The 24,686-nt window shown below is 61.0% G+C and carries 12 protein-coding genes; 5 read left to right on the top strand and 7 right to left on the bottom strand.

Annotated features, from left to right (window positions below):
- Positions 1–102 precede the first annotated feature (102 nt).
- Both GDN47_RS17960 and GDN47_RS17955 read left to right on the top strand, forming a co-directional pair.
- Positions 103–903: a bestrophin-like domain gene (locus tag GDN47_RS17960; protein ID WP_113353584.1), complete on the top strand. Its 801-nt coding sequence runs from the start codon at positions 103–105 to the stop codon at positions 901–903.
- A gap of 273 nt (positions 904–1,176) precedes the next feature.
- Positions 1,177–2,871, top strand: a complete 1,695-nt coding sequence (locus GDN47_RS17955) for a dihydroxyacetone kinase family protein (RefSeq protein ID WP_152093937.1) — start codon at positions 1,177–1,179, stop codon at positions 2,869–2,871.
- A gap of 280 nt (positions 2,872–3,151) precedes the next feature.
- Here GDN47_RS17955 and GDN47_RS17950 read toward each other — a convergent pair whose 3' ends face one another.
- The 7 genes from GDN47_RS17950 to GDN47_RS17920 all read right to left on the bottom strand — a co-directional run bounded on the left by GDN47_RS17950 (position 3,152) and on the right by GDN47_RS17920 (position 13,791).
- Entirely contained in the window at positions 3,152–5,200 is a 2,049-nt protein-coding gene (locus GDN47_RS17950; protein ID WP_233789983.1) for an acyltransferase family protein, read from the bottom strand.
- A 677-nt stretch (positions 5,201–5,877) separates the two neighbouring features.
- Positions 5,878–7,845, bottom strand: coding sequence for a glycoside hydrolase family 3 protein (locus GDN47_RS17945; RefSeq protein WP_152093935.1), 1,968 nt, complete (start codon positions 7,843–7,845; stop codon positions 5,878–5,880).
- A 134-nt stretch (positions 7,846–7,979) separates the two neighbouring features.
- Positions 7,980–8,828, bottom strand: a complete 849-nt coding sequence (locus tag GDN47_RS17940; protein ID WP_113353412.1) for a fumarylacetoacetate hydrolase family protein — start codon at positions 8,826–8,828, stop codon at positions 7,980–7,982.
- 43 nt (positions 8,829–8,871) lie between these two features.
- Positions 8,872–10,182, bottom strand: coding sequence for an MFS transporter (locus GDN47_RS17935; RefSeq protein WP_113420673.1), 1,311 nt, complete (start codon positions 10,180–10,182; stop codon positions 8,872–8,874).
- A gap of 48 nt (positions 10,183–10,230) precedes the next feature.
- Positions 10,231–11,814: a bifunctional 3-(3-hydroxy-phenyl)propionate/3-hydroxycinnamic acid hydroxylase gene (locus tag GDN47_RS17930; RefSeq protein ID WP_113395154.1), complete on the bottom strand. Its 1,584-nt coding sequence runs from the start codon at positions 11,812–11,814 to the stop codon at positions 10,231–10,233.
- 26 nt (positions 11,815–11,840) lie between these two features.
- Positions 11,841–12,734: a VOC family protein gene (locus GDN47_RS17925; protein WP_152093934.1), complete on the bottom strand. Its 894-nt coding sequence runs from the start codon at positions 12,732–12,734 to the stop codon at positions 11,841–11,843.
- Between the two features lie 4 nt (positions 12,735–12,738).
- A complete protein-coding gene (locus GDN47_RS17920; protein WP_152093933.1) occupies positions 12,739–13,791 on the bottom strand; it encodes an amidohydrolase family protein in 1,053 nt (350 codons plus the stop codon).
- Between the two features lie 124 nt (positions 13,792–13,915).
- Here GDN47_RS17920 and GDN47_RS17915 point away from each other — a divergent pair, with 124 nt between their 5' ends.
- The 3 genes from GDN47_RS17915 (at position 13,916) to GDN47_RS17905 (ending at position 24,426) form a co-directional block, all read left to right on the top strand.
- Complete coding sequence (locus GDN47_RS17915; RefSeq protein ID WP_113353416.1) at positions 13,916–14,611, top strand: GntR family transcriptional regulator; 696 nt, start codon at positions 13,916–13,918, stop codon at positions 14,609–14,611.
- Between the two features lie 337 nt (positions 14,612–14,948).
- On the top strand, positions 14,949–16,244 hold the full coding sequence (locus GDN47_RS17910; RefSeq protein WP_113353417.1) for a flagellar hook protein FlgE: 1,296 nt from the start codon (positions 14,949–14,951) through the stop codon (positions 16,242–16,244).
- Between the two features lie 289 nt (positions 16,245–16,533).
- Positions 16,534–24,426 carry a beta strand repeat-containing protein gene (locus GDN47_RS17905; RefSeq protein ID WP_152093932.1) on the top strand — a complete coding sequence of 2,631 codons (7,893 nt, stop codon included), beginning with the start codon at positions 16,534–16,536 and terminating at the stop codon, positions 24,424–24,426.
- Positions 24,427–24,686 lie beyond the last annotated feature (260 nt).

Here is a 24,686-nt window from a genome sequence, read left to right as displayed (position 1 = left end):
CTGGGCTATGCGAACACCCGTGAAAGGATGGAGCTTTTATCCTCCCGCTTCCTCGATATACATGACATAATCAACGGCCATATGGAGCAGGAGCATTTTTCGATGCAGCGCGAAGCGGTGTGGACGCTGGCTTTGTTTATTCTCCTCGTGTTTAGCGCCGCGCTCGGTTCGATATTGCGCGCGAGATTACCCGCCCCGCATCGCGGCAACGAGACGATGGACTTTCTCCGGGTCGTTACAGCCCTTCTTGTCACCTTTGCCGCACTCGTCATGAGCTTGCTCCTGGCATCGGAGCTGAACGCATTCACAACGGCGTCTCACGATCGCAACCGCTACGCCGCCAGCCTGGCAGAGATGGACCGCTGTCTGAGGAATTACGGCCCGGCATTGGATCATGAGCGACAACTTCTGCGCGGCTACACAACCGCCGTCATTGCCAGCACATGGCCAGGTGAGCCAGTTCCAGCGGGGGTGACATATCCCGACATATCAAAATTGCCTTTGACTGGCGAAGCGCCCGTTCTTGGAGCAATTCTCAATGATATGGGTCTCGGCATTGCCCGCGAGCGGCCCACCGATCCCTTGCATCAGTTGCTCGTGACCCGTTGTAATCAGCTCTTCAGTGATCTCCTGGCGGCGCGATGGACCGTGATCGAGGACGCGCACGGCTCGCTTTCGGCACCGTTTCTTGGTGTCCTGATCTTCTGGCTTATGCTGGTATTCCTAAGCTTTGGTCTTCAGGCCCCCAGAAACCCGCTCACCGGCTCCATTGTCACCGTCGCCATCATTTCGGTGGCGAGCGTCATGTTTGTCATCTTGGATCTCGACCTTCCCTATGGCGGTCTCTTCGGCATTTCGAGCGAATCCATGCGGCATGCGCTCGCCGATATGCTGGCGCCATAGCAGTCGACAAAGCCGTGTACATCGCTCGATCGACGCGTGGGCGCGAAATCATCGGATCGAAACTCGATAGCTGGCGAACGTGCGCGTCTTGCAGCTATGATATGGCGCGCAGGATCCTGGAGAAGGCAGGCGTGAGGGTCGCACCGGGCTCGGTTTTCGGGCCTGGGGGGAAGATTGCGACACATGTGTTTTGCCGTTGATCCTGGCGCTCATCGAGGAAGGTGCGAAGCGACTGAAAGCGCTTCCGTGCAAGCAGCAATAGGATGAAGGATAATGAAGAAACTTATCAATCGACCCGCTGACGTGGTGCGGGAAATGCTGGAGGGCATTGTCGCCCTCGCGCCCGGCCTTGCGCTGCTCGACACGGAGAATGTCATCCTGCGCGCCGACCTACCCGCGATCGCGGACCGGGCGGTCGCCCTGATCTCGGGCGGCGGCGCCGGCCATGAACCGGCCCATGCCGGGTATGTCGGGCCTGGCATGTTGACCGCGGCTGTTACCGGCGAGGTCTTCACCTCGCCGAGCGTCGATGCCGTGCTTGCCGCCATTCGCGCCAGCGCCGGCCCCGCCGGCGCGCTGCTGATCGTGAAGAATTATACCGGCGACCGCTTGAATTTCGGCCTTGCCGGAGAACTCGCCGCTATCGAGGGAATCCCGACCGAGCTCGTCGTCGTGGCGGACGATGTGGCGCTTTCCGGTCTCGTGCCGCGTGAGCGCCGCCGCGGCATCGCCGGAACGGTACTTGTCCATAAGATCGCGGGCGCGGCCGCGGCGAGCGGCAAGAGCCTGAAGGAGGTTGCCGCCATCGCTCGGTCGGCCGCGTCGCGACTCGGCACAATGGGCGTAGCGCTCGGTGCCTGCATCGTGCCGGCCGCCGGCAAGGCCGGTTTCACGCTCGCTGATGACGAAATCGAACTTGGCCTCGGCATCCATGGCGAAAAGGGCGTCGAGCGCACGAAACATCTGCCTGCGGACGCCATCACCGACAGGATCATCGGGCAGATCGTCACGGACATGCAGCTTGCGTTAGGTTCCAGGGTCGCATTGCTCATCAATGGGCTCGGGGCAACGCCGCCCATGGAGCTGGCGGTCGTCACCCGTCGCGCGATCGCATCGCTGCGTTCTCGTGGTCTCAGGATCGAACGGGCCTGGAGCGGCAATTTCCTGACGGCGCTCGAAATGCCGGGTTGCTCGATTTCACTCCTGAACCTGGACGAGGGCGATATCGAACTGCTGGATGCCGATACGTCCGCGACCGCGTGGCCGCGGGGCGGCGCGATCTCGGAAGCACCCCATATCGTGCGGGTGCCGAACATGCCGGAGAGCGAAGCTCCGCTCGGCGATGCGGGCCGGTTCGACCCTCACGATTTGCGCCGCATCGGTCTCGCCGTCTGTGATGCGCTGGAGGCGGCCGAAGCCCATCTGACCGAGCTCGACAGCAAGGCAGGCGACGGCGATCTCGGCGCGAGCATGCTTCGTGGCGCCGAAGCCATTCGCACCCTGCCCGAAAGCGCCTGGATCAACCCCGCCAACGCGCTGGTCGCAATCGGCAATGCGCTACGGCGGGCGATCGCCGGAAGCTCCGGACCCTTCTATGCAATCGCGTTGACGCGGGCTGGGCGCCATCTCGGCGAGCACAATCGTTTCTCGCCTGAAGATTTTCGCACCGCCCTCGCGATCGGTATCGCTGCCATCAGCGAGATAGGAGGAGCAAAGCCGGGTGACCGCACCATGCTCGATGCGCTTGATCCGGCCTTGCGAGCGCTCGAGGCAACCGGCGTCAAGGTGCCCGCCGCCGAGGCCTGGAAGCAGGCAGCCTCCGCCGCGGCCGAAGGCGCACGCCGCACGGCGGATATGGTACCGAAGCTCGGCCGCGCGAGCTATCTCGGCGAAAGAGCTCTCGGCACCCAAGACGGTGGCGCAGCAGCCGTCGCGATCTGGATGGAGGCACTGGCGACAAGTCTCTGATTTCGCTGGCGTGGCGCCAAACCCGACATTCGAACCGCCTCGACTGCCATCCATGTGGCACTTATGGCCATCTTCTCGGCTGTATGAGCATTCGCATTACGCGCTGCAGGATCGGACAGTTAGAGGAACGCCATATAATCGATTTCGCTGTATCGCCAGCTACGGCAGCCAATCCTTCTTCAGGAGAGGCTGCCGATACGGATCGACCAATCGGTCCACCCTGCCCCCGTACGCCGGCAGCATGAGCCAGCCGTGGAAACGAAATACATTCTCGTCCCACTCACTTTCCGGAGGAATCCAAGGTCGCCCGCAGCGATTGACGAGCTTCGGACAGCACGGGGACGTAGAGCGAGCTCAAGGTCGCCGCGAACGTCGCTGTGAGATGATCGGCATCCTTATAAAGCGGCAGACCGTTTCGCATGGCATCGCAACGATCGCTGCCGCAGATGGCTGGAAGCGGATCGATGATCGTTGCACCATATTTCGCAGCCACACGGCTTAGGATCACATGCGAGAGCGCCTGCCTCTTCTCGATATACTCCAAGGGGGGAGCAACCTCCGTTGACGTGCCTTGCATCATCGCCTTGGCGACGGCCTCCGGCATATAGCGCCCCATTTCGGGGACATCCGAGACCAGCACGACCTTGATGCCCTGACTAGTCAGATCGGCAATCAGGCGGTCCATCGATTGGACGACCGACGCCGATCGATCCTCCACTGGAGGCTGCACGGAAGCATCGAAATACGGCCCCTCATTGGGCATTTCGGCATCGTGGACATATTTGGGCCAATAGGCCACCAGGAAAACCAGTGGAATATGCTGGGCCTTAATCAGATCGAGCACCGCGCCGTTGAAATCGCCGCAAAGCTCGGTATCACCGCGCGGTGTGAGCTGAACATCTGGCAAAGGCGGGCACGACGAATGGCCTGCGAATAGGCCGCTGATCCCAACCTGCCTCGCCGCCGCATCGATGGCGGGCGCCATGGCGCCGGAATGGGAATCGCCCCAAACGAGAAAAGTGGGTTTCGCCGCCTCCTCCGGCCCAAGCGGACAAAGCTTGCCCGCACGAATATCCGCAGCAGGACGCCCTGCCGTGTCGGATTCAGCAAAGCACGGCGGTAGGCTGAAGCGGCTCTGATCGTAAGTGGAAGCATAAACCCGCTGCACATCCGCCGGCAGTCGACCGGGTACACCGCCGTGATGGGCGACATAGTCTCCCAATCCGGCAGCGGCGATCACGACGGTCAGTGCCCCAGCAAATAACGGCGAGCGCTTTACCAGGCTGCCGCGTCCACGGAACGGCCGCTCGATGAAGCGCCATGAGATGATGGACATGGCGAGCGACGCCAGCACGATCAGGCCGCCCTGCATCAGCGAAAGCTCCCGTCCCGTCACCTCGCGGCTGAAGACGATGAGCGGCCAATGCCAGAGATAAAGCGAGTAGGAGATCAACCCAACGAAGACCATTGGCCGCGATCGTAGAACTCTGCTCGCTGGCCCGAGCTCGTCTCGCGCATGGATCACCAGTGCCGCGCCAAGACAGGGTAGCAGAGCTGCCGGCCCGGGGAAGAGTGTCCGCTCGCTAAAGCCGAAGACGGCGATCGCGATCAAAAGCACACCGGCGCAGGCCAATCCGGCTCGCACCTGAGGTCGCTTTGGCATCGGTAGGACACCGAGGGCCAGCATCGCTCCTAGGAGCAGCTCCCAGGCGCGAAATTGCAGCAGATAAAATGCGTCGGGCTGCGACCGGAACAGCGTCCATGTGACCGCTGCGAAAGACACGGCCAGCAATCCAGCCAGGATCGATGCGATATACCGTCGCGCAAACCGGTTTAGGACCAATAACAGCAAGGGAAACAGAATGTAGAACTGCTCCTCGACCGCCAAGGACCAAGTGTGCAGCAGCGGCTTCATTTGCGCGCCGATATCGAAGTATCCGCTCTCCTTGTCGAATTGGATATTCGATGTGAACAGGGCGGCCGCCTTCAAGCTACGCGCGAAATAGGCAAATTCGGCTGGCATCAGCAGGAACCATGCCGCGACCGAAGACGTGGCCAGGACAGCGAACAATGCCGGAAAAATCCGCCGGATACGGCGCTCATAGAATCGGACGAGACTGAATTCGCCCGTCGCGATTTCCTTGGAAATCAGTGATGCCATCAGGAAGCCGGAAATGACGAAGAATATATCAACGCCGACGAAGCCGCCGCCAAACCCCGGGATGCTGGTGTGATAGAGAACGACCGGAAGGATCGCCAGGGCGCGCAGGCCGTCGATATCGCGGCGATAGGTGAAGCCGCCAGGCTCGTATCCGGGGACGGACGCCACGGACGACGAGCGCCTAAGAACAAGATTCAAATTCAACGCTCCGACGCCGCCGACACGTGCATACAGCCGCGGCGTGTTGTTTTTCTGGGAAATAGTCTCTTTGACTGACGTAAAGCTGAAGAACCCTGGTTTCGAGTGCTTTCTCGAGGCGTCGGTCAGGGCGCCACCAGAATGGGGCCGACGGAGGCGATCAAGCATCAAGGCCTTCCGATGCGTCGGCGGCGGCGCATCTGACCGGCCGACACGGAACTCCAGCGTGTCACGTCAGCCTGGTCGTCCCCAGTGCAAGAGCGACATAGCTCCCAAACCTTCACGATCTTACAAGGAATAGGAAGGTCAAGGTCAACAATCGGTCCCGCGGCAACCCGCAACAACGATGATCGGATCGCCGAATGGATCGAACCGACAGCACCATTGTCGCTGGCGCGACTTTTTCGTCCATGACCGATCTCATCCTGCTGTCTTTCAGAGAGTGTCTCAAAAGGGCTTGAACCGCCTGCTTATAGCTCCCATGGTGGCTTCGGGCAGATATCATTGAGCTGGCGCGTCCCATCGCGACGCGATGGGAGACCAAATGCGCGAACTCGATATTACCATTGCCAGATCGATCAACAGCTTCGCCGGCTGCTGATGACCTATCGGGCCGATTTGTCAAACCAGGTCGGACCGGCCCGATATCAGTACTGCATGCGATAACCGATCGAATAAAGCGGGCGGGATGTGTCGTGCGGCACATCGGATTTCTGCGCGCGCACCTCTTCCATCGATGAAGGAAGCTCGAAAGGCAGCCTGCCTTCAGCTTTCCGCTTGCCCTCGATCACATCGAACAAGGCTGTGTCGCTTGCGCCGAAATTGGCGAGGATTGCAGCGGCATGCTCGCGTATGCCGGTGAGGATTGCCGGACGGGCCAGATAGATGGAGACAACCGTCGGAACCTGTTTCGCCGTTTCCTTGAACGTCTCGAAATCGGCATTGCCGTCCTTGAAATCCAAATCTCCTTCCTGCTGACGGGACCCGAAGAAATAGTTCATATGAGGCTGCTGATAGGGCGCGCTGAGACGCATCACCGCAAAATCGGCATCCTTGGCGTCCGTCACCACGGTAAAGCCGCGTGCCGACACGATTTTTGCATCAACGCCGTACAGGAACACCTTTTTGCCTGGCGTCACAGGCAGCAGGCCAGCCTTATTGTCGAGCAAGACCATGGCGCGGCTTTGAGCGGCGGTTGCCTCCGCAGCAAATGCCCCATTGCCAACAATCACGTGCGCCTTTTGCGGTTCGACATAGGGATTTTCAAAAAGGCCCTGCTCGAATTTCTGGACAAGGATACGAGTTGCGGATTGATCGATGCGCTGTTGCTTGATCTTTCCTTCCTTCACCGCCTGAACGAGAAGATCGGAAGAAGTGACACCGCCGAACTGATCGACGCCGGCATTGACGGCCTTGGCAAAGCGGTCGACACGGCTCAAATCCTCCACGCCCCAAGGCATGCCGAAGGTTTCCTCGTTCAAAGTCGGCTTTACGCCCGGCTTCTCGCCATCCAGGCAAGTTCCCTTGCAGTCGTTGGTGATCAGCCAATCGCTGAGAACGACACCCTGGAAGCCGTATTGGCCACGCAGCAGATCGGTCAGAAGCTGCTTGCTGTATCCCGCTCCCACCGGCTCCAGCAGCTTGCCGCCGAGCGTCACACCGTCAAGGATCGAATATGTCGGCATGACGCCGGCGACCTTCGCCTTGAAAGCTCCCTCAAACGGAATGAGATGTTCGGCAAAATTATTGCCTGGAAAGGTCGCGTGGCGTCCATAGGCGTTGTGGCTGTCATAACCGTCTTTTGCCGCACCGTAGCCGACCCAGTGTTTGGCCACGGCGACGACACTGTCCTTGTTGATGCCGTTCTCGCCGTTTTGAAACCCCGCCACATAAGCTTCCGCCATGGATTTGGAAAGTTGCGCATCCTCGCCGAACGTACCGTTGGTGCGTGGCCAGCGCGGCTCGCTGGCAAGATCCACTTGCGGAGACAATGCTTCCTGTATGCCGACGGCGCGGTATTCCTGACGGACAATGTCGCCGAAACGGCGAACGAGCGATGGATCGCCTATGGCCGCCAACCCTAAGGTCTCGGGCCATTTCGAGAATCCGCCGGCCGAAACACTCGCGCCGAGTACGAATTGGAAATGATTGCGCGGATCGGTGCTGATCGTCGCTGGAATCCCAAGCCGGCCAGCTTCCGCGATCTCCTGAAGCTTGTTGTTCTGCTCGGCCAATAGGGCGGCATCGCCCGCCAATCGCGTTATGAAGGTCACGACCTTGCGCCCGTCGATCATCTCCTTGGCGCGTGCAAGATCATATTCGGTCCCGACCCCCATCCCGGAACCGGGACCGGCGGATGGAGCCGTGCCATGCATCATGAGGCCGGCCTTCTCCTCTAGCGTCATCTGACTGATGAGATTGGCCGCCCGCTCGGCAGCCGGGAGGCGCCAGTCCTCATAAGGATCAAGTTTGCCATTGCGATTGAGATCCTTGAAGGAAAGCCCGTCAATGGTCAGCGTCTTGGCGACGCGGGCCGAAAGCGCCGGCTGCTCCTGCGACAAAGCCGTTGAAGCGAGCAACGATACGGCCGCACATAAGGCAATGAACTGTTTCACGGCATCCCTCCCCAAAGAATTTCAATCGATCCCGACAAATTAAAGGGGGCAAACCGTGCCGCCTCATGTACTTTGGCGGCACCTGTCGGCCCGTCGATGCCCATCAGTTCGCAACCGCAAACTGTAAGCATATACTAACCTAGTTCATCAACGACCGGGTTGCTGAGAATGCCGAGCCTGTCGATCTCCACCTCCACGACGTCTCCCGGCTTCATCCACAGCGGCGGCTGCCGCTTGGCGCCAACCCCGCCCGGTGTGCCACTGACGATGACGTCGCCCGGTTCCAGCCGTGTGAAGCTGGAGCAATATTCGATCTGCCGGGCGATATCGAAAATCATTTGGCCGAAGGTCGCATCCTGCACGACGGTCCCATTGAGGCGCGTCTGAATGCGAAGATCGGGCAGCGGACCAAGTTCGTCCGGCGTCATCATCCAAGGCCCGAAAGCGCCGGTGTCGGGAAAGTTCTTGCCCGGTGTGAACTGATGCGTATGACGCTGGAAATCACGCACGCTGCCGTCATTGTAGCAGGCATAGCCAGCAACGTATCCCATGGCCTCATCGCGGGTGATGTAACGGCCCGATTTGCCGATGATGACCGCCAGCTCGCCTTCGAAATCAAGTTCCGTCGAGACCCTCGGGCGCACGATCGGGGCGAGATGGCCCGTCTGGCTATTGGCATAGCGGGCAAAGATCGTCGGGTTTTCCACCTCCGCACGCCCCGTCTCCTTGCGATGCATTTCATAGTTCAGCCCAACGCAGAGGATCTTGTCGGGATTGGGAATGACCGGCAGCCATTCGACGTCACCTAGCGGCGTGGCGGCGGCGGAACCAGCGGCCTCGGCAACGCCGGCAAGGTCGCCGGCCACAGCCGATTTGAGATCGGCATAGCGTGACGCGAGAACCGCGCCGGCATCGAGGAAGCGATCGTCCTCGATGACGCCCCAGGTCGTGCAGCCGGCGATCTTGACGGTGGACAGTCTCATGGTTCTTGCTCCTTTAGGGGGTCGGACTGGGCGACGGGCGCGTTCACACCCGCTGCATTTGATCGGTGAAGCGCGTTAACTTGCCGAAGCGCTCGATGGTGCGATCCGGGAAGATCAGCGCGAAGGCGGAAATTGCGCCAATGATGAGGATCGCGGCCGTGAACAGCATGGCATTTGCATAGCCGGCCGCGACATGATCGGGTCCGGCTGCCTGCACGATCATGCCGGTGACGGCGTTGGATGCGAGTGCGGACACCGCATTCGCCGAATAGATCACGACGATCAGCCGGCCGCGCTGGACAGCCGGCGCGACGCTACCGAGCGTGATCGGGCCGTATATCGTGGTCAGACTTGGAGCAGCGAAAGCGATCGCGATCAGCGCCAGTTGCAATGGACCACTGACATGAACCGAGGCGATCAGCGCCAATCCACTGACGAGAAGCGCATAGCCAGAAGCGCTGCCGAGGGAAGCACGTTTGCTGGCGCCCTTCTGAAGCATGCGCTGCGCGATCCATGAACCAACCAGCAACAGCGGCGACTGGAAGATATAGACGGCCGAAATGATCGAGCCGGTTTCGGTCTGCGAATAGCCAAGGCCCTGCTGCAGGAAGGGCGGCAGCCACGTGGCCGACATGCCGACGATCCAGTAAGACATGGTCGACATGATGATGACACCGATCACGGTCGGGTCGAGCCAGAGTTTGCGGGCTGGGATCGGGGTCTCGCCCACTACGGCGCGCGCCTTTTCATTTTCCGCGACGGCATGCGGCCCTTCGCCGCCGATGAGCAGCCAGGCGATGATCCAGGCAACACCGATCAGCCCGCAGAACAGGAAGCCCGAACGCCAGCCGTAATTGACGATGACATAGGTCAGGATCGGCCCACCGGCGAGCAAGCCGACACTGATGCCCTGCAACACGACGGCGCTCGGCACGCTCCGCTTTTGCGGGCTGAACCAGTTATGGCAGGCATGCAATGCCGTCGGCAGCCCAGGTCCCTCGCCGAGGCCGAGCAAAATGCGGCAGGCGACCAGAACCGTCACCGAGCTGGTAAAATAGATCGGGATCTGCGCGAGCGACCAGATTGCCGCCAGAATGACAAGGATCCATTTGACGGGGACACGACCGATCATGAAGAGACCGACAAGAACGCCCGAAATCGAGAACAGCAGAAAGAAGCTGCTGCCGATCAGGCCGAACTGCTGTGGCGAAATACCGAGGTCCTTCATGATCGACACGGCGGAAAGGCCGAAGACGAGCTTGTCGAAGAAGTTCAGCGTCTGGAACAGGAAAAGCAGGATAAGGACGGCAAAAGGTCGCCATTTGCTGACGGTATCGATGGTTGGTTCAGACATATGTTCCTCCCAGAACTTCAAAGAAAACTGCGATTGCCGATGCGGGACTCAGGCAAGGCGAGCGCGCAGGTCCGCGATCTGCTGGCGAAGCGCCTCGAGGTTGCCTGCGGCGCCAAAGACATAGTGGTCAGGACGTACGAGCGCAGCGATCGCTTCATGCCGTTCGAACCAGGCCGAAAGCACGCCATCCCTTTCTCGGAGCGCGGCCGGATCGGCTGTATTATCGCCTTGAGGCACAACAGCCTTCACCACGATGCCGTCGATCGCGTCGGCGAGCGCCTGTCCTTCCGCCATCCCGATCCGGCGGCCGTCGAGCACAAGCCGCCATTGCGCTCCGGTAAAGGCATCCATCAAGCGCGGAGCGGGGTCTTCGACGATTGCCGGCTGCGGGAACAACAATCCTCGCGCCGGCGTGCCTTCTTCGGCGATCAGCCCATCCTCGATGGGCGGGACGATTTCCTGCCGGGTAATGGTAAGAGGCCGACCGCCGCCCTCGGCAAGTATGCGGGCATCACGCGCCGCGGCGGCTTCCGGATCGCGTTCGCAGATCGTCTGGCCAATCGCCTTGATCTTGCCGGTCAGCGTCTGCACATGCCGCTTGCGTTCCACCGTGTAGGTATCCAGCAGCGCTTCGGAAGACTGCCCCTTCAGGATGCGGTCGAGCCGCCAGACGAGATTGGAAACGTCGCGCAGGCCCTGGCACATGCCCTGGCCGATAAAGGGCGGCTGCTGATGCGCGGCATCGCCGGCGATCATGACTTTCCCCCGCCGCCATTCGTCGGCCACCAGCGCATGAAAGCGATAGGCGGCGGCCCGCCAAAGCTCGCCGTCTTCCGGCGCCAGCCAGGGCGACAGCAGCCGCCAGACATTGTCGGGCTTTTCCATCTCGCGTGGATCCTCGCCCGGCAGAAGCATGATTTCCCAGCGACGGTGATTTTTGGGCCCCATGATGTAGCTGGTCGGACGCGCTGGATTGCAGAACTGGGCCGAAGTCTGTGGTAGCTTGCCCAGCGCGGTTTCATGTACCTGCAAATCGACTACGAGCCACGGCTCGTCGAAGACGAGATCCTTAAGCTTCATTCCCGACAGTTCACGCACACGGCTCCACGCCCCGTCGCAGCCGATCACATATCTCGCTGTGATCCTCTGGCTCTCGCCGGACGAATCCCGAAGCGTCGCGACCACTTCATTCCCCTGAGGATCGAGATCGACCATTTCCGTGCCAAGTTCTATCGTCACGCAGTCGAAACTTTCGGCATGCCGTCTCAGCACGGCTTCGACCGGAGGCTGGGTAAACACCATGCTCGGGGTGTAGCCGAGCGGATACGGTTCCGGCACCATGTCGATACGACGGATGAGCTGCCCCTCTGCGCCGAAGTGCTGGGAGGCCGTGAACGGCGCGGTATGGGGAAGCACCTCGTCGGCGATGCCCATATTGTCGAAGTGGCGCAGGATTTCGTGGTCGAGCGCGATAGCGCGCGGCTTGTCATAGATACCGGTCAACCGATCGACGACGAGCGTGGAATGGCCTTGCGCGCCGAGCATGCCGGCGGCCACGGCTCCAGCCGGGCCGAAGCCGACCACCAGCACGTCATAAGAGTTCGAAATATCGTTATCGTTCGTCACGGGCATGCCTCTGCAAATGTCTATTGGGCGCATCAGGCGCCGGAAAAGCCGATAGAAATCTGTGCCTTCTTGCAGGCGTCGCTTTTGGGAGGCGCAATGCCCCAGTGATCGGTTCGGCCGGGCGGCCAGACCCATTCCTCGGGTCCTCGGGCGCGATAGGAGTCGTCCACCCGCAGGACTTCGGCGGTGTACTCGATCACTACGCCTTGCGGGTCGACGAAATAGGCAAAGACGTTGTCGCCCGGCCCATGCCGGCCCACGCCCCAGCCGATCGGATAGCCGTGATCGACGACGCGACCAGAACCTCGCATGACGGATTCGAGGTCGGGCATCAGGAAGGCGACATGGTTCAGCCCATTGACCGGTGCCTCGGCCAGCACGACCGCATGATGGTCGTCGTTGCAGCGCAGGAAAGCCATAAGTCTCGACCGGTCCGTCAGGCGGAAGCCGAGGACATTGCGATAGAAGTTCGAAAGCGCCTCGATATCAGCGCTGTTAATGTTGACATGCGCCAGACGTTCCGGCCGGTTGGGAACCACGCGGCCATGCTTGCGGCGGTCGCCGTACACGAATTCCAGAACGGCGCCTTGCGGCTCGCGGATGACGAAACGCTCGCCACCGGCGGGACCATCAGCGGGTCCGATGTCGCGCAGGACAGCACAGCCTGCGGTAACCGTCTTTGCGAACAGCGACGCCAGCGCTTCGGCCGAACCGACGCGAAAACTGATCTTGCGCAGTTCCGAACGGTTGCTTTGCTTTAGCTCCAACACATGAAAATCAGCACCCGTTGCCGCCAGGAAAACCTTGCCCTCCACTTCGGCGACGACATCCAGGCCCCAGACGCGGGTATAAAAGTCGACAGACGACGCGAGATCGGGCGTACCCAGTTCCACGCTGCGCAAAGCGATGACAGGAAATTCAGTCATGGGATCAAACCTCATCCAAACCCAGGAAAGCGCGCGCATTCGCAAATGTCAGGCGCTCGCGCAAACTCGCATCCGCAAACGCCTCCTCGACGCCAGCGATGGGCTCTTTCTCGCGGAAATTGAAGGGATAGTCGGTGCCGATCATGATGCGATCCTCGCCGAAGACGGCGACAAGGCGGCGTAGCATGTCCGGATCGAAAACCAACGAATCCACATAGAGACGCCGCGCCTGCGCGGCGGGGCTCTCATGCGTGATTTCGCTGAGCGCCGGGAAGGCCGAATAGCCCTGCTGCAGCCGCGGCAGCAGCGAGGCAAACGTGCCGCCGCCGTGGCTGAAAGCGATCCGCAGTTTCGGGAATTTCTGAAGCAACCCGCCGGTGATCACGGATCCTGCCGCCAATCCGACATCGGTCGGATAGGCGAGCACCTGCTGAAGCGGCGCTGGCCCAACGAGACGATCCATGCCGGTCGGCCGCACGGCGTGCACGAAGACAGCGGCATTCAGCTTCTCCGCCTCCGCAAAAAAGGGATGGAAACGAGGATCACCGATAGGCACGTCATTGATATTGCTGCCGATCTCGACGCCACGAAAACCGAGTTCGCCGACGAGGCGATGCAACTCGGAAATCGCAAGATCAATATCCTGAAGAGGAAGGCCGCCGAGCCCAACGAAACGACCCTGGCCCTGCCCGATCATCACAGCGATCGCATCGTTGACGTATCGGACAAGGTCGTGGGCCGCGGTCTTTTCGATCCAATAGCCGAAGAGCTCAGGCATGGGAGACAGAGCCTGGATGCGGATACCGGTCCTGTCCATCTCCTCCAGCCGCCGTTCGGCCACCCAGCAGGCATCGCTGACCGTGCGATAAGGCTTGTCATCGATAACGACCGTTGCGTGACAAGCATCCGCGGCAACCATCGAGGGCCAGCCACGGATGGGAGCATTCCCTGCCGCAAGCGGAAAACGTCCGGGCACCACGTGACAGTGGATATCAATGCCGCAACAAGCGCAGCCGTTCGCAAAGGCGCCCGACGCTCGCTTTTTCGTTCCGCTCATGGAGCCCTCCCTCGTTAAGAGCCGTCATAATGTACAAACTTTACCACGTAAAGATAAAATTTATAAATTTTGCGCCGCTGCTTCCTCGTGTATATAAAAAGTGATTTGCAAGCCAGAGAGCACCATGAACGTCAACCTGCTGAAGAAAGAGGCCGGAAGCCCCGCGACATTGGCGACCAGCATCTATGAGCGGCTGAAGGCCGACATTCTCTCGACGCGCCTGGAGCCCGGCCGAAAGCTTCAGCTCCGCTTCCTGATCGAGCACTATGATGCCGGCCAGACCCCGTTGCGCGAGGCATTGAACCGATTGACGACGGAGGACCTCGTCATCGGAAAGGAACAGCGCGGCTTCTTCGTCAAACCCATCAGCCTGGACGAATTGCATGAGCTGACGAAAACGCGCTGCTGGGTGGAGACGCTGGCCCTGCGGGAATCCATGGCGAATGCAACGCCTGACTGGGAAGAGGCGCTTCTGGTCGCCCATCATCGGTTGGAGCGCACCCCGCGCTCACTCAACCCGGAGCAGTTCGAGGACAATCCGGAATGGGAAAGGCTTCACCGCGCCTTTCATGCGCTGCTGATCGGGGGATGTGGATCTAAGCCATTGATAGGCTTTTGCGAGCAGCTGGCCGATAGGCTCTACCGGTATCGAGCGCTTTCGATCCGCAAAGCCTTTCGCGTGCGCAAGGTCAATGATGAGCATGCGCGTATCCTCGGAGCCGTGCTCGACCGGGATACCGTGGAGGCCGAGCGGTTGCTGCAACTCCATTATGAGAAAACGGCCGACATCATCCGGACTGATCTTGATACGGCGACGTAAGGCGCCGCCGCGACCGGCTCGAATACCCAACATGGGGCCAGGGCATTATCTTTGGCAGGGATCTTTGGCAGGCGATAGCCGTTCATGATGCCTTGCGGTCCGAGACGCTGGCCATCGAGACCTGTGTCGCAGTCTCCGCGGGACGCGAAGTGCGCCGTCCAGGATATGAACCGGATCGCATGCCTTGAGCCCCACGAATCGGGAATGTGGAGCGCGCGCCGGCTCAAGCATCGTCGAATGTTTTGAACTGATTCAAACTGGCGGCGCACGCCAAAAAGCCAGCTTCACACAAGTCATTATCGCTACCATCCCCGCATCAGCAACGTGCGAGGAACCAATGAGCATCTTTGGTAGCATGAAAACGGCAGTTTCCGGCATGAACGCGCAGGCAAATAAGCTTAGCACCGTGTCGGACAACATCGCGAACGTCAATACAACGGGCTACAAGTCGGCGAGCACCAGCTTTTCGTCGTTGATTCTCCCTTCGGGCGGCGGCAACTATAATTCCGGCAGCGTCGAAACCAACGTCAGCTATTCGGTCTCGCAGCAGGGCGACACGGTCTCCACCTCGTCGAGCAGCGACTTGTCGATCCAGGGCGCCGGCTTCTTCGTCGTGCAGGGCGCCGATGGCAAGACCGTCCTGACCCGCGCGGGCGACTTTACGCCGGATGCAAACGGGAACCTCGTGAACTCCGCTGGCTATACGCTGATGGGCTACTCCTATGCTTCTGGAGCGCCGGCTGTCGTCGTCAACGGCTTCGACGGCCTGGTGCCGATCAACGTCAATCAGAGCGGTCTTGCTAGCTCGCCCTCGACAACGGGCACCTTCACCGGTAATCTCAATTCGAACGCGACCGTCGTTACCGATACAGCGACATTGCCAAGCGCCAACCCGACCTCGGTTACCTCAAATACCCAGAAGAGCTCGGTGGTTGCCTACGACAAGCTCGGCAACTCCGTCATGTATGACGTTTATTACACCAAGATACAGTCCGCCGATTCCACCACGGGCGCGACCGATCAGTGGGAGGTCAGCGTCTATCGCAATGCCGACAAGAGCACGTCAGGGAGCTCCTCGTTCCCTTATTCGTCGGACCCAGTCAATGTTCCAAATCCATCCACATTGACATTCGACGCAAACGGCAACATGACGAGCGGTGGAACATTCACCATCACCGACCCAACAACCGGCGGATCCATCGCGATGGATTTGAGCGGGATGACGCAGAAGGCCAGCGACTTCAGCTCGACGGGCTCGACCAATGGTCAGGCGGCAAGCCCCGTGACCGGCGTCACCATCGACAAGAACGGCATTGTCTATGCAAACTACAAGACCGGCGACCCGAAGGCGATCTACCAGATCCCGCTCGCGACCGTTGCAAGCCCCGACAAGCTGACGCTCTTGAGCGGCAACGTCTATCAAGCCAATGCCGATTCAGGCGTGACGGTCACCAGCTTCGCCAACAGCAACGGTCTCGGCTATATCCAGTCGAACTCGCTGGAAGCATCGAACGTCGATTTGGCCGGCCAGCTCACTGACATGATCCAGGCACAAAAGAGCTACACTGCGAACTCCAAGGTCTTCCAGACGGGATCAGACTTGCTGGACGTACTGGTCAACCTCCAACGCTGATCTTCCGCCTGCTCAATCAGAAGGGCCCTCCGGGGCCCTTTTGTCGTACGGCCCGATGACGAAGCCCGCTGCTCGATCAGCATGATCGGATTTCGATCAGTGGGAGAATTCGATACCCACAGCGACAATCACAAGTTCAACCACAGCTTCAGGCAAGCCAGTCGAACTACGCTGCGAGCGTGGGGCGTGAATTTTAGAGAGTGTTAATCCGCCAACGCTTCGGCAAGGCAAGCTTGGTCGGCTTTGAACATGCTGACAGTGCAACGTGGCTACGGAAAGAGTCCTGTTAATGACTTCGATCGTTTCATCCTTGAGCCTCACTCAGATCAGATCTCTTTCAACATCAGCTGTGGCGGCCTGGACCACGGAAGATGTGGCATCACTATCCACCAAGCAGATCAGCGTTCTCACATCAGCGCAGATCGCGGCGCTGGATACAGAGGACGTGGAGGTTCTCACCTCCCAGCAGTTAAGCGCAATTTCGCAAAGCGCCATTCCGGGGCTCACGCTCGATCAGCTGGCCGCCCTGTCAACATCCGCGATCGAGAGCTTCAGTTCCGTGCAGATCACCGCGATCACGACACAGCAACTCCAGGCCCTGACAATCGAACAGGCGGAAGCCCTGACGACGTCGCAGGTCCGGGTCTTGAGTTCGTCGCAAATCGCCGCGCTCAGCGCCGCAGATCTGGCTACCTTTTCGACAGACGATATGGCCGCGATCAGCAGCAAGGCGATATCGGGCCTCTCGACCGCTGCAATGGCCACGCTTTCGACCGAGCAGATCGCGGCGTTGAGCACCAGCAGCATTTCCAATTTGACGACAAGCCAAATCGCGGCGCTTGGCACGACGCAAATTGCTGCCCTGACGACGGCGCAAATCGCCGCTCTCAGGACGACGCAAGTCGCAGCGATGGCCACGAGCGATATAGCGGCCTTTTCAACTGCTCAGATCGCGGCCCTGACGGCCAGCGCGATTGCCAGCCTGAAGACGGCGCAAGTCGCAGCCCTGAGCACCGCACAAGCCGAGGCTCTCACCTCCAGCCAGGTCAAGGCCCTGAGCTCGGCGCAGCTTTCCGTGCTGTCCACGGGCGGTATCGCCGCGTTTTCGACGGATGACATGGCGGCGATCACGGCTGCCGCGGTCGCGGGCCTCTCGACAGCGACCATTTCCTCTCTTGCGACGAACCAAGTCGCCGCCTTGAACACGGCCGCGATTTCCGGCCTGACAACGGCTCAGATAGCTGCCTTGAGCACGGCGCAGATCGCCGCGATGACAACGGCACAAGTCGCGGCGCTCACCGCAACCCAGTTCGCGGTCATGAGCACGGGCGATGTTGCCGCCCTCTCGGTCTCACAGGTCGCAGCCCTCAGCAAGTCGGCCGTTTCCGGCCTGAGCACCGTCCAGATCACCGCGTTGAGCACGGCGCAGATCAGCGCGTTGACAACGAGCCAAATCAATTCGCTCAAGACGACGCAGACCGGAGCCTTGAGCACGAGTGATATCGCAGCACTTTCGACCGCGCAAATTGCCGCCTTCAGCGTGAGCGGCATCGCCGGGCTGACAACGAGCCAGATCAGCGTGATGACCACAACGCAGATCGCCGCTCTGACAACGGCTCAGGTCGCGGCGCTGACGTCGACCCAGATATCCGCGTTGAGCATGGACGATATCGCGGCGCTCTCGACCGCCAGCATCGCCGCAATCACCAGCAAGGCCGTATCGGGTCTTGACACGACAGCCATTGCTGCCCTGTCAACGGCGCAAGTCGCGGCGCTAAGCACCGCTGGGATTGCCGGGTTGAGCACCGCCCAGATCGCGATTCTGGGTGCGGCTAAAACGAGCGTCCTGACCACGGCACAGGTCGCGGCGCTCGGCTCAAGCCAAATTGCCGTGTTGGGTACGGATGTCATTGCGGCGCTTTCGACAGGACAGATCGCGGCTCTGAAAGCAGGCACCGTTGCCGGTTTGACGACAGATCAGATCGCCGCGCTAAGCACGCAGCAAGTGGAGGCGCTCACCAGTGCTCAAATCGCGGCGCTGAGCTCGAGCCAATTCTCGGCCCTCGGCACGGATGAGATCGCCACGTTCTCGACGACGGAAATCGCGGCCATTACCAGCAAGGCTGTGGCGGGGCTAGGTACGGAGGTCATCGCCGCCCTTTCAACCGATCAGATCGCCGCCCTTAGCTCGAGCGCGGTCACCGGCCTGACGACGGCCCAGGTCGCCGCGCTTTCGGGCGCTCAGGTCGCGGGCCTGGCGACGCGCGCCATCGCGAGCCTGACGACGAACCAGATCGCGAGCCTGAGCTCGCAACAGGTCGCGGCCTTGACGGCTACCCAGATCAGCGTGCTGAAAACAGCCCAGATCGCGGCTCTCAGCACGAATGACATCGCAGCCTTTTCAACCGCTCAGATTGGTGCACTGACCACGACCGCGATCACAGGGTTGACGACGGGCCAGATTACCGCGCTCACGACAGCACAGGTCGAGGCGCTGTCGTCGAGCCAGCTCAAGGTACTGAGTTCCACTCAACTTGCCGCCCTGGGTTCGGATGACGTGGCAACGTTCACGACAGACGAAATCGCCGCGCTTTCCAGCAAGGCGATCGGCGGCCTCACAACCAGCGTCATCGCGTCCCTTTCGAGCGCGCAGCTCGAGGCCTTGACCACGAGCGCCGTCACCGGCCTGACGACCGCCCAAATATCGACGCTGGGTACCGCTCAGCTCGCAAGCCTCACGACCAGCCAGATCGCAGCGTTGAGTTCGACGCAAATGGCGGCGCTGACGGCGAACGACATGGCTGCCCTCTCGACGGTCGACATGGCGGCTATCGCCACCAAGGCAATCGCGGGCTTGAGCACTGGCGCCGTCGCTGCTCTCTCGACAATACAGATTGCCGCCCTGGGCACGAGCACGCTCGCGAACCTGACGACCAATCAGATCGCGGCCTTGAGCACCGCGCAGCTCGCGGCACTCAGCACGACACAGGTCGCGACCCTGACGTCGAGCCAGATCGCAGCCCTCGGCACGGGCACCATTACATCCCTCACCGCCAGCCAGATCGCGGCCCTCAGCACATCCGGCATCACGGGTCTGACGACGGATCAAATCGCGGCCTTGAGCACGCAGCAAACGCAGGCATTGACGACGGCCCAGATCGCCAAACTGAGTTCGACCCAGGTCTCCGCTCTTGGAACGGATCATATCGCGACCTTTACGACCGATGAAATCGCCGCGCTTTCCAGCAAGGCGGTAACGGGGTTGAGCACCGGCGTCATCTCGACCCTCTCGACGCAACAAATCGCCTCCTTGAGCGCCGCCGGAATTGCCGGTTTGACGACGAGCCAGATCGCCGCGCTCAATACCGCGCAGATCGCCGCCCTGCCGGCATCGTGGATGACGGCTCTCAGCGCCACCCAGATCGCGGCCCTTGATACCAACGTCATCGCCGCTCTGTCCACCGCACAGGTCGCCGCGATAAGCACGTCGGGGATTAGCGGTTTGACGACCGATCAGGTCAATGCGCTGAGCACCACCCAAGTCGCGACCCTGACAACAAATCAGGTCGCCGCTCTAAAGACCGCTCAGCTCTCCGCGCTGGGGACCGATGATGTCGCCGCCCTTTCAGTCGCCGATATCGCCGTGATCGGTTCGACTGCGACGTCGGGACTGTCGACCGATGCGATCGCCGCGCTGACGACCGCTCAGATCGCGGCCTTGAGCACGGCAGGAATCGCGGGTCTCAGCACCGCGCAGATCGACGCCCTGAGTTCCGGCCAGGTCGATGCGCTGTTCACCAATCAGATCGCGGCTCTCAGCCAATCGCAAATCGCGACCATGGATGCGGATATCGTCGCCTCACTCTCCACCGCCCAAATCGCCGCATTCAGCACGTCCGGGATAATAGGTCTGACAACAGGACAGATGACCGCGCTTAGCACGGCACAGGCAGAGGCGCTGACCACCGCGCAGGTCAAGGTACTAAGCTCCGTCCAGCTCGGCGCCTTGAGCGCCGATGATATAGCAACCTTCTCGACCGCCGACATCGCCGCAATTTCGAACAAGGCAGTGTCGGGTCTCGGCTCGTCCATCATCGGTTCATTGTCCACGGATCAGATCGCAGCGCTCAGCACGACCACCGTCGCGGGCCTGACGACCGATCAGGTCGCTGCTTTGAGCACGGCACAAGTGGCGGCCTTGGCCACAACGCGAATCGCGGCGCTGAGTTCGGCGCAAGTGGGAGCTCTCGGCACAGGAAGCATCGCTTCACTCACGACTGGCCAGATCGCTGCACTCAGCACCGCCGGAATTTCCGGACTGAGCACTGATCAGGTCAACGTCCTGAGCAGCGCGCAGCTTGCCGCCTTGACCACGACACAGATCGCCGCGCTCAGTTCGGCCCAGCTTGGCGTCCTCGGTTCGAGCGACGTCGCGGCCCTCTCGACCGCGGATATTGCCGCCATCGGTTCGAGTGCCATTTCCGGCTTGTCCACGGCAGCCTTGGCGGCGTTCTCGACGGCGCAGATCGCCGCGCTCAGCCCGACCGGCATCCTTGGCATGACCACGGATCAGATCAGTGCCCTCAACAGCAGCCAGATAGATGTGCTATCCACCAAGCAGATCGCAACCTTGAGCTCGGCGCAGGTCGGGGTTTTGGACCCGAGCATCGTCGCGACACTTTCGACCGCGCAGATCGCGGCCCTCGGCGGCTCGGCCGTCGCAGGCCTTACCACCACACAGATCTCTGCATTCAACACCAGCCAGACAGAGGCGCTGACATCGGCCCAAGTCGCGGCTCTGAGTTCCAAACAGATCAGCAGCCTGAGTGCTGCCGATATCGCCACTTTCTCGACCAAAGATATTTCGGCCATCGGCTCCGCCGCCATCTCCGGCTTGTCGACAGATGCCATCGCCGCCATGTCGACAGCCCAGATAGCGGCTCTCAGCACATCGGGCATAGCGGGGCTGACCACCCAGCAGATCGCCGTTTTGAGCACCGGGCAGCTCCAAGCCCTGACGACGGTACAAAGCGCAGCGCTCAATTCCGCGCAGCTTTCCGTATTGACGACAAATGACATAGCTGCTCTGTCGACCAAGAACATCGCAACCATCACTTCCGCCGCCATATCGGGTCTTTCCACGACAGCAGTCGCCGCTTTGTCGACGAGCCAGGTGGCGGCCCTGAGCACCTCGAGCATTACCGGCCTCACCACGAAACAGATCGCAGCGCTCGGCACCATCCAGGCCGAGGCGTTGACGACAGCGCAGGTCGCGGCCCTGAACTCGACCCAGCTTTCAGCGCTAACGACAGACGACCTAGCCGTGTTTTCGACGCAGGACATCGCGGCCATCGGCTCGAACGCCATATCGGGCCTGTCCGCGGGCGCGATAGCGGCACTGACGACAAACCAGCTCGCGGCCATCAGCACGCTGGGGATCGGCGGTTTGTCGACCAAACAGATCGCCGCCTTGAATACCGCTCAGATCCATGCCCTGAGCAGCAAGCAGATGGCTGCGCTAAGTTCGGCGCAGGTTTCCGCCTTGAGTACGGCGGACATAGCCTCGCTTTCGAACGTTCAGATCGCGGCCCTTAGTTCATCCGGCACGGCCGGATTGACGAGCCTGCAGATAGCCGCCTTGGGCACGGGTCAGGTGCAAGCCCTGACGACGACACAGATCAATGTTCTTGGCTCTAAGCAGGTATCCGCGCTGACGACAGCCGATATAGCGGCGATGTCGACGGCGCAGATTGCCGCTTTGAGCAGTCTCGGCATTGCGGGCCTGACAAGTGCTCAGATCGCGGTCTTGAACACCGCCCAGGCCGAGGCCCTCACCTCGGCCCAGGTCGCCGCTCTCAGTTCGAGCCAGATTGCGACACTGGATGCTGCCAATCTGCAGACATTCTCGACGTCCGATATCGCGGCTATCAGTTCAAACGCCATTTCCGGCCTGTCGACGGCCACCGTCGCCGCCTTCTCGACAGATCAGATCACGGCGATCAGCACCGCCGGCATCGCGGGCCTCACCACCCTGCAGATTTCCGCTCTCGGCACCAACCAAGTCGGGGCGCTCACGACAGCCCAGATCAGCACTCTTGGCTCGAGGCAGATTTCGGCGCTGACAACAGCTGATATCGCAGCCATGTCGACCGCACAAATCGCCGCGCTTAGCACAGCCGGGATACCCGGCCTGACAACGGCACAGCTGGCGGCGCTCAGCGTCGACCAGGCGGAGGCCCTCACAACGGGGCAGATCGGCGCGTTGAGCTCGACCCAGGTCGCAGCTTTGAGCGCGGATGACCTAGACGCTTTTTCCACGGCCGATATCGCGGCCATCAGTTCGAGCGCGATACAAGGCCTATCGACGGCGACGATCGCCGGATTCTCGACGGATCAGGTCGCAGCGCTCAGCGCATCGGGCATTGCCGGCCTGACAACATCGCAGATAGCGGCTCTGAGCACCGGGCAGTTGGAGGCCTTAACCACGGCTCAGGTCGCGGCGCTCAATTCCAAACAGATCGCGGTGCTCGGCACGAACGGCATCGAAGCCCTCTCCACCAATCAGATCGCGGCGCTGAGCACCAGCGGGATTGCCGGACTTACGACCGATCAGATCGCGGTGCTCAGCACGGATCAGGCTGAAGCCTTGACGCCGACCCAGGTTGGGGCGTTCACCTCGAAGCAGATCGCCACCTTCGGGACAGAAGATCTCGCGACCTTCTCGACCGCGGACATGGCAGCCATCGGTTCGCTCGCTATGTCCGCCCTGTCAACCGCCGCGATCGCAGCCTTTTCGACAGAACAGATCGCCGCCTTGAGCACGGCCGGCATCGCGGGCCTCACCACCAGCCAGATGGCCGCTCTCAGCACGGCCCAGGCCGAAGCCCTCACACCCACCCAGGTCGGAGCACTCAGCTCCGCGCAGATCGCCGCTCTCGGAACCGATGATCTCCAGACCTTCTCGAGTGCGGACATCGCGGCCATCAGTTCAAGCGGTATTTCCGGCCTGACGACGGCCATTGTCGCGGCGCTATCAACGGCCCAGATTACGTCCTTGGGTACAGGCGGCATCGCCGGATTGACGACGGCGCAGATCGCCGTGCTCAGCACCGATCAAATCGAGGCTTTGACAGCGGCGCAAGTCGCGGTACTCGGCTCAAAGCAGGTCGCGGTCCTGAGCACCGCCGATATCGCCACTTTATCGACAAGCCAGGTCGCCGCCTTGAGCACGGCGGGCGTGGCCGGCCTGAGCAGTACCCAGGTCTCCGCCATGAGCGTCGATCAGATCGCGGCATTTTCGACGGCCCAGATCGCCGCCCTGAGTTCAGCCGGAATTGCGGGCCTCAGCTCGGCCGACCTGGCAACCTTCTCCACTTCCGATATCGCGGCGATCAGTTCCAACTCGGTCCAGGGACTGTCGACCGACTTTATCGCCTCCCTCTCCACCGCTCAGATCGCGGCACTCGGGACAGGCAGCATCGCCGGCCTGAGCAGTACCCAGGTCGGGGTGCTTAGCATCGAACAATTCGAAGCGCTTTCAACCACCCAGATCGCGGCGTTGAGTTCAGCCGGTCTGGCGGGACTGACCACGGCGGATCTGACAACCATTTCCACCGCCGAGCTGTCCGTGATCAACTCGGATGCGATCCAGGGACTGTCTACCGCCGTCGTCGCGGCCCTCAGCAGCGATCAGATCGCGGTCCTGACGACCTCTCAGATCGCTTCATTGAGCTATGGTCAGATCGCGGCAATGAGTACGGCTCAGATCGCCGCTCTTTCAACGTCGCAGATCGGCGCCTTGAACGCCCTTCAGGTCGCGGCCCTGGATACGGATGATATTTCGGTCTTCACGACCGATGACATCGCCGCATTGAACTCGGGGGCGGTCGCCGGATTGACCACGCGGGTCATCGCGGCGCTGACGACGGCGCAGGCCGAGGCTCTCGCACCATCCCAGGTCAGCGGGCTGACCTCGGCGCAGGTCGCCGCCCTGACGACCCAGGAGCTCTCGACCTTCTCGACCAAGGATATCGCGGCTTTTAGCTCGAATGGCATAACGGGCCTATCCACTCAGGATATCGCGAGCCTTTCCAGTACGCAGTTGCTCGCGTTGATGCGTTCGCAAATGGCATATCTGAGCTCGGATCAAATCGCCGCGGTCATCTCGAGCTATGTGACGTGAAACGGCACAAAGGCCTTGCGACGGCGATAGGCGAGATCGAGACCCAGGACGCGAAAGGCGAATCCTGAAGATCGCGATATGCCCCGGCATTGCTGGATCGAATCACGCGACAGAGCGCCTGGCGGCGGGCGATTTCAGAAGCTGCCCGAGCCATCGCGAGCAGCGCCCGCGGCATATGACTTGGTCTCGTGGTCTCGAACACCCGCGCGGTCGTTGCAATTCGCCTTGGCGCGTTCGAAAGCTGTTGATTGCCGGCGCGC

Source organism: Martinezella dioscoreae (assembly GCF_009176305.1).
Taxonomy (GTDB): Bacteria; Pseudomonadota; Alphaproteobacteria; order Rhizobiales; family Rhizobiaceae; genus Rhizobium; species Rhizobium dioscoreae.
This window is presented reverse-complemented; position numbering and strand designations above follow the sequence as displayed.

Excerpts from the sequence above, each read along its gene's own strand:
- GDN47_RS17960 (WP_113353584.1), top strand. The coding sequence starts at position 103 with ATGCAGCGCGAAGCGGTGTGGACGCTGGCTTTGTTTATTCTCCTCGTG.
- GDN47_RS17955 (WP_152093937.1), top strand. The coding sequence starts at position 1,177 with ATGAAGAAACTTATCAATCGACCCGCTGACGTGGTGCGGGAAATGCTG.
- GDN47_RS17940 (WP_113353412.1), bottom strand. The coding sequence starts at position 8,828 with ATGAGACTGTCCACCGTCAAGATCGCCGGCTGCACGACCTGGGGCGTC.
- GDN47_RS17935 (WP_113420673.1), bottom strand. The coding sequence starts at position 10,182 with ATGTCTGAACCAACCATCGATACCGTCAGCAAATGGCGACCTTTTGCC.
- GDN47_RS17930 (WP_113395154.1), bottom strand. The coding sequence starts at position 11,814 with ATGCCCGTGACGAACGATAACGATATTTCGAACTCTTATGACGTGCTG.
- GDN47_RS17925 (WP_152093934.1), bottom strand. The coding sequence starts at position 12,734 with ATGACTGAATTTCCTGTCATCGCTTTGCGCAGCGTGGAACTGGGTACG.
- GDN47_RS17920 (WP_152093933.1), bottom strand. The coding sequence starts at position 13,791 with ATGAGCGGAACGAAAAAGCGAGCGTCGGGCGCCTTTGCGAACGGCTGC.
- GDN47_RS17915 (WP_113353416.1), top strand. The coding sequence starts at position 13,916 with ATGAACGTCAACCTGCTGAAGAAAGAGGCCGGAAGCCCCGCGACATTG.
- GDN47_RS17910 (WP_113353417.1), top strand. The coding sequence starts at position 14,949 with ATGAGCATCTTTGGTAGCATGAAAACGGCAGTTTCCGGCATGAACGCG.
- GDN47_RS17905 (WP_152093932.1), top strand. The coding sequence starts at position 16,534 with ATGACTTCGATCGTTTCATCCTTGAGCCTCACTCAGATCAGATCTCTT.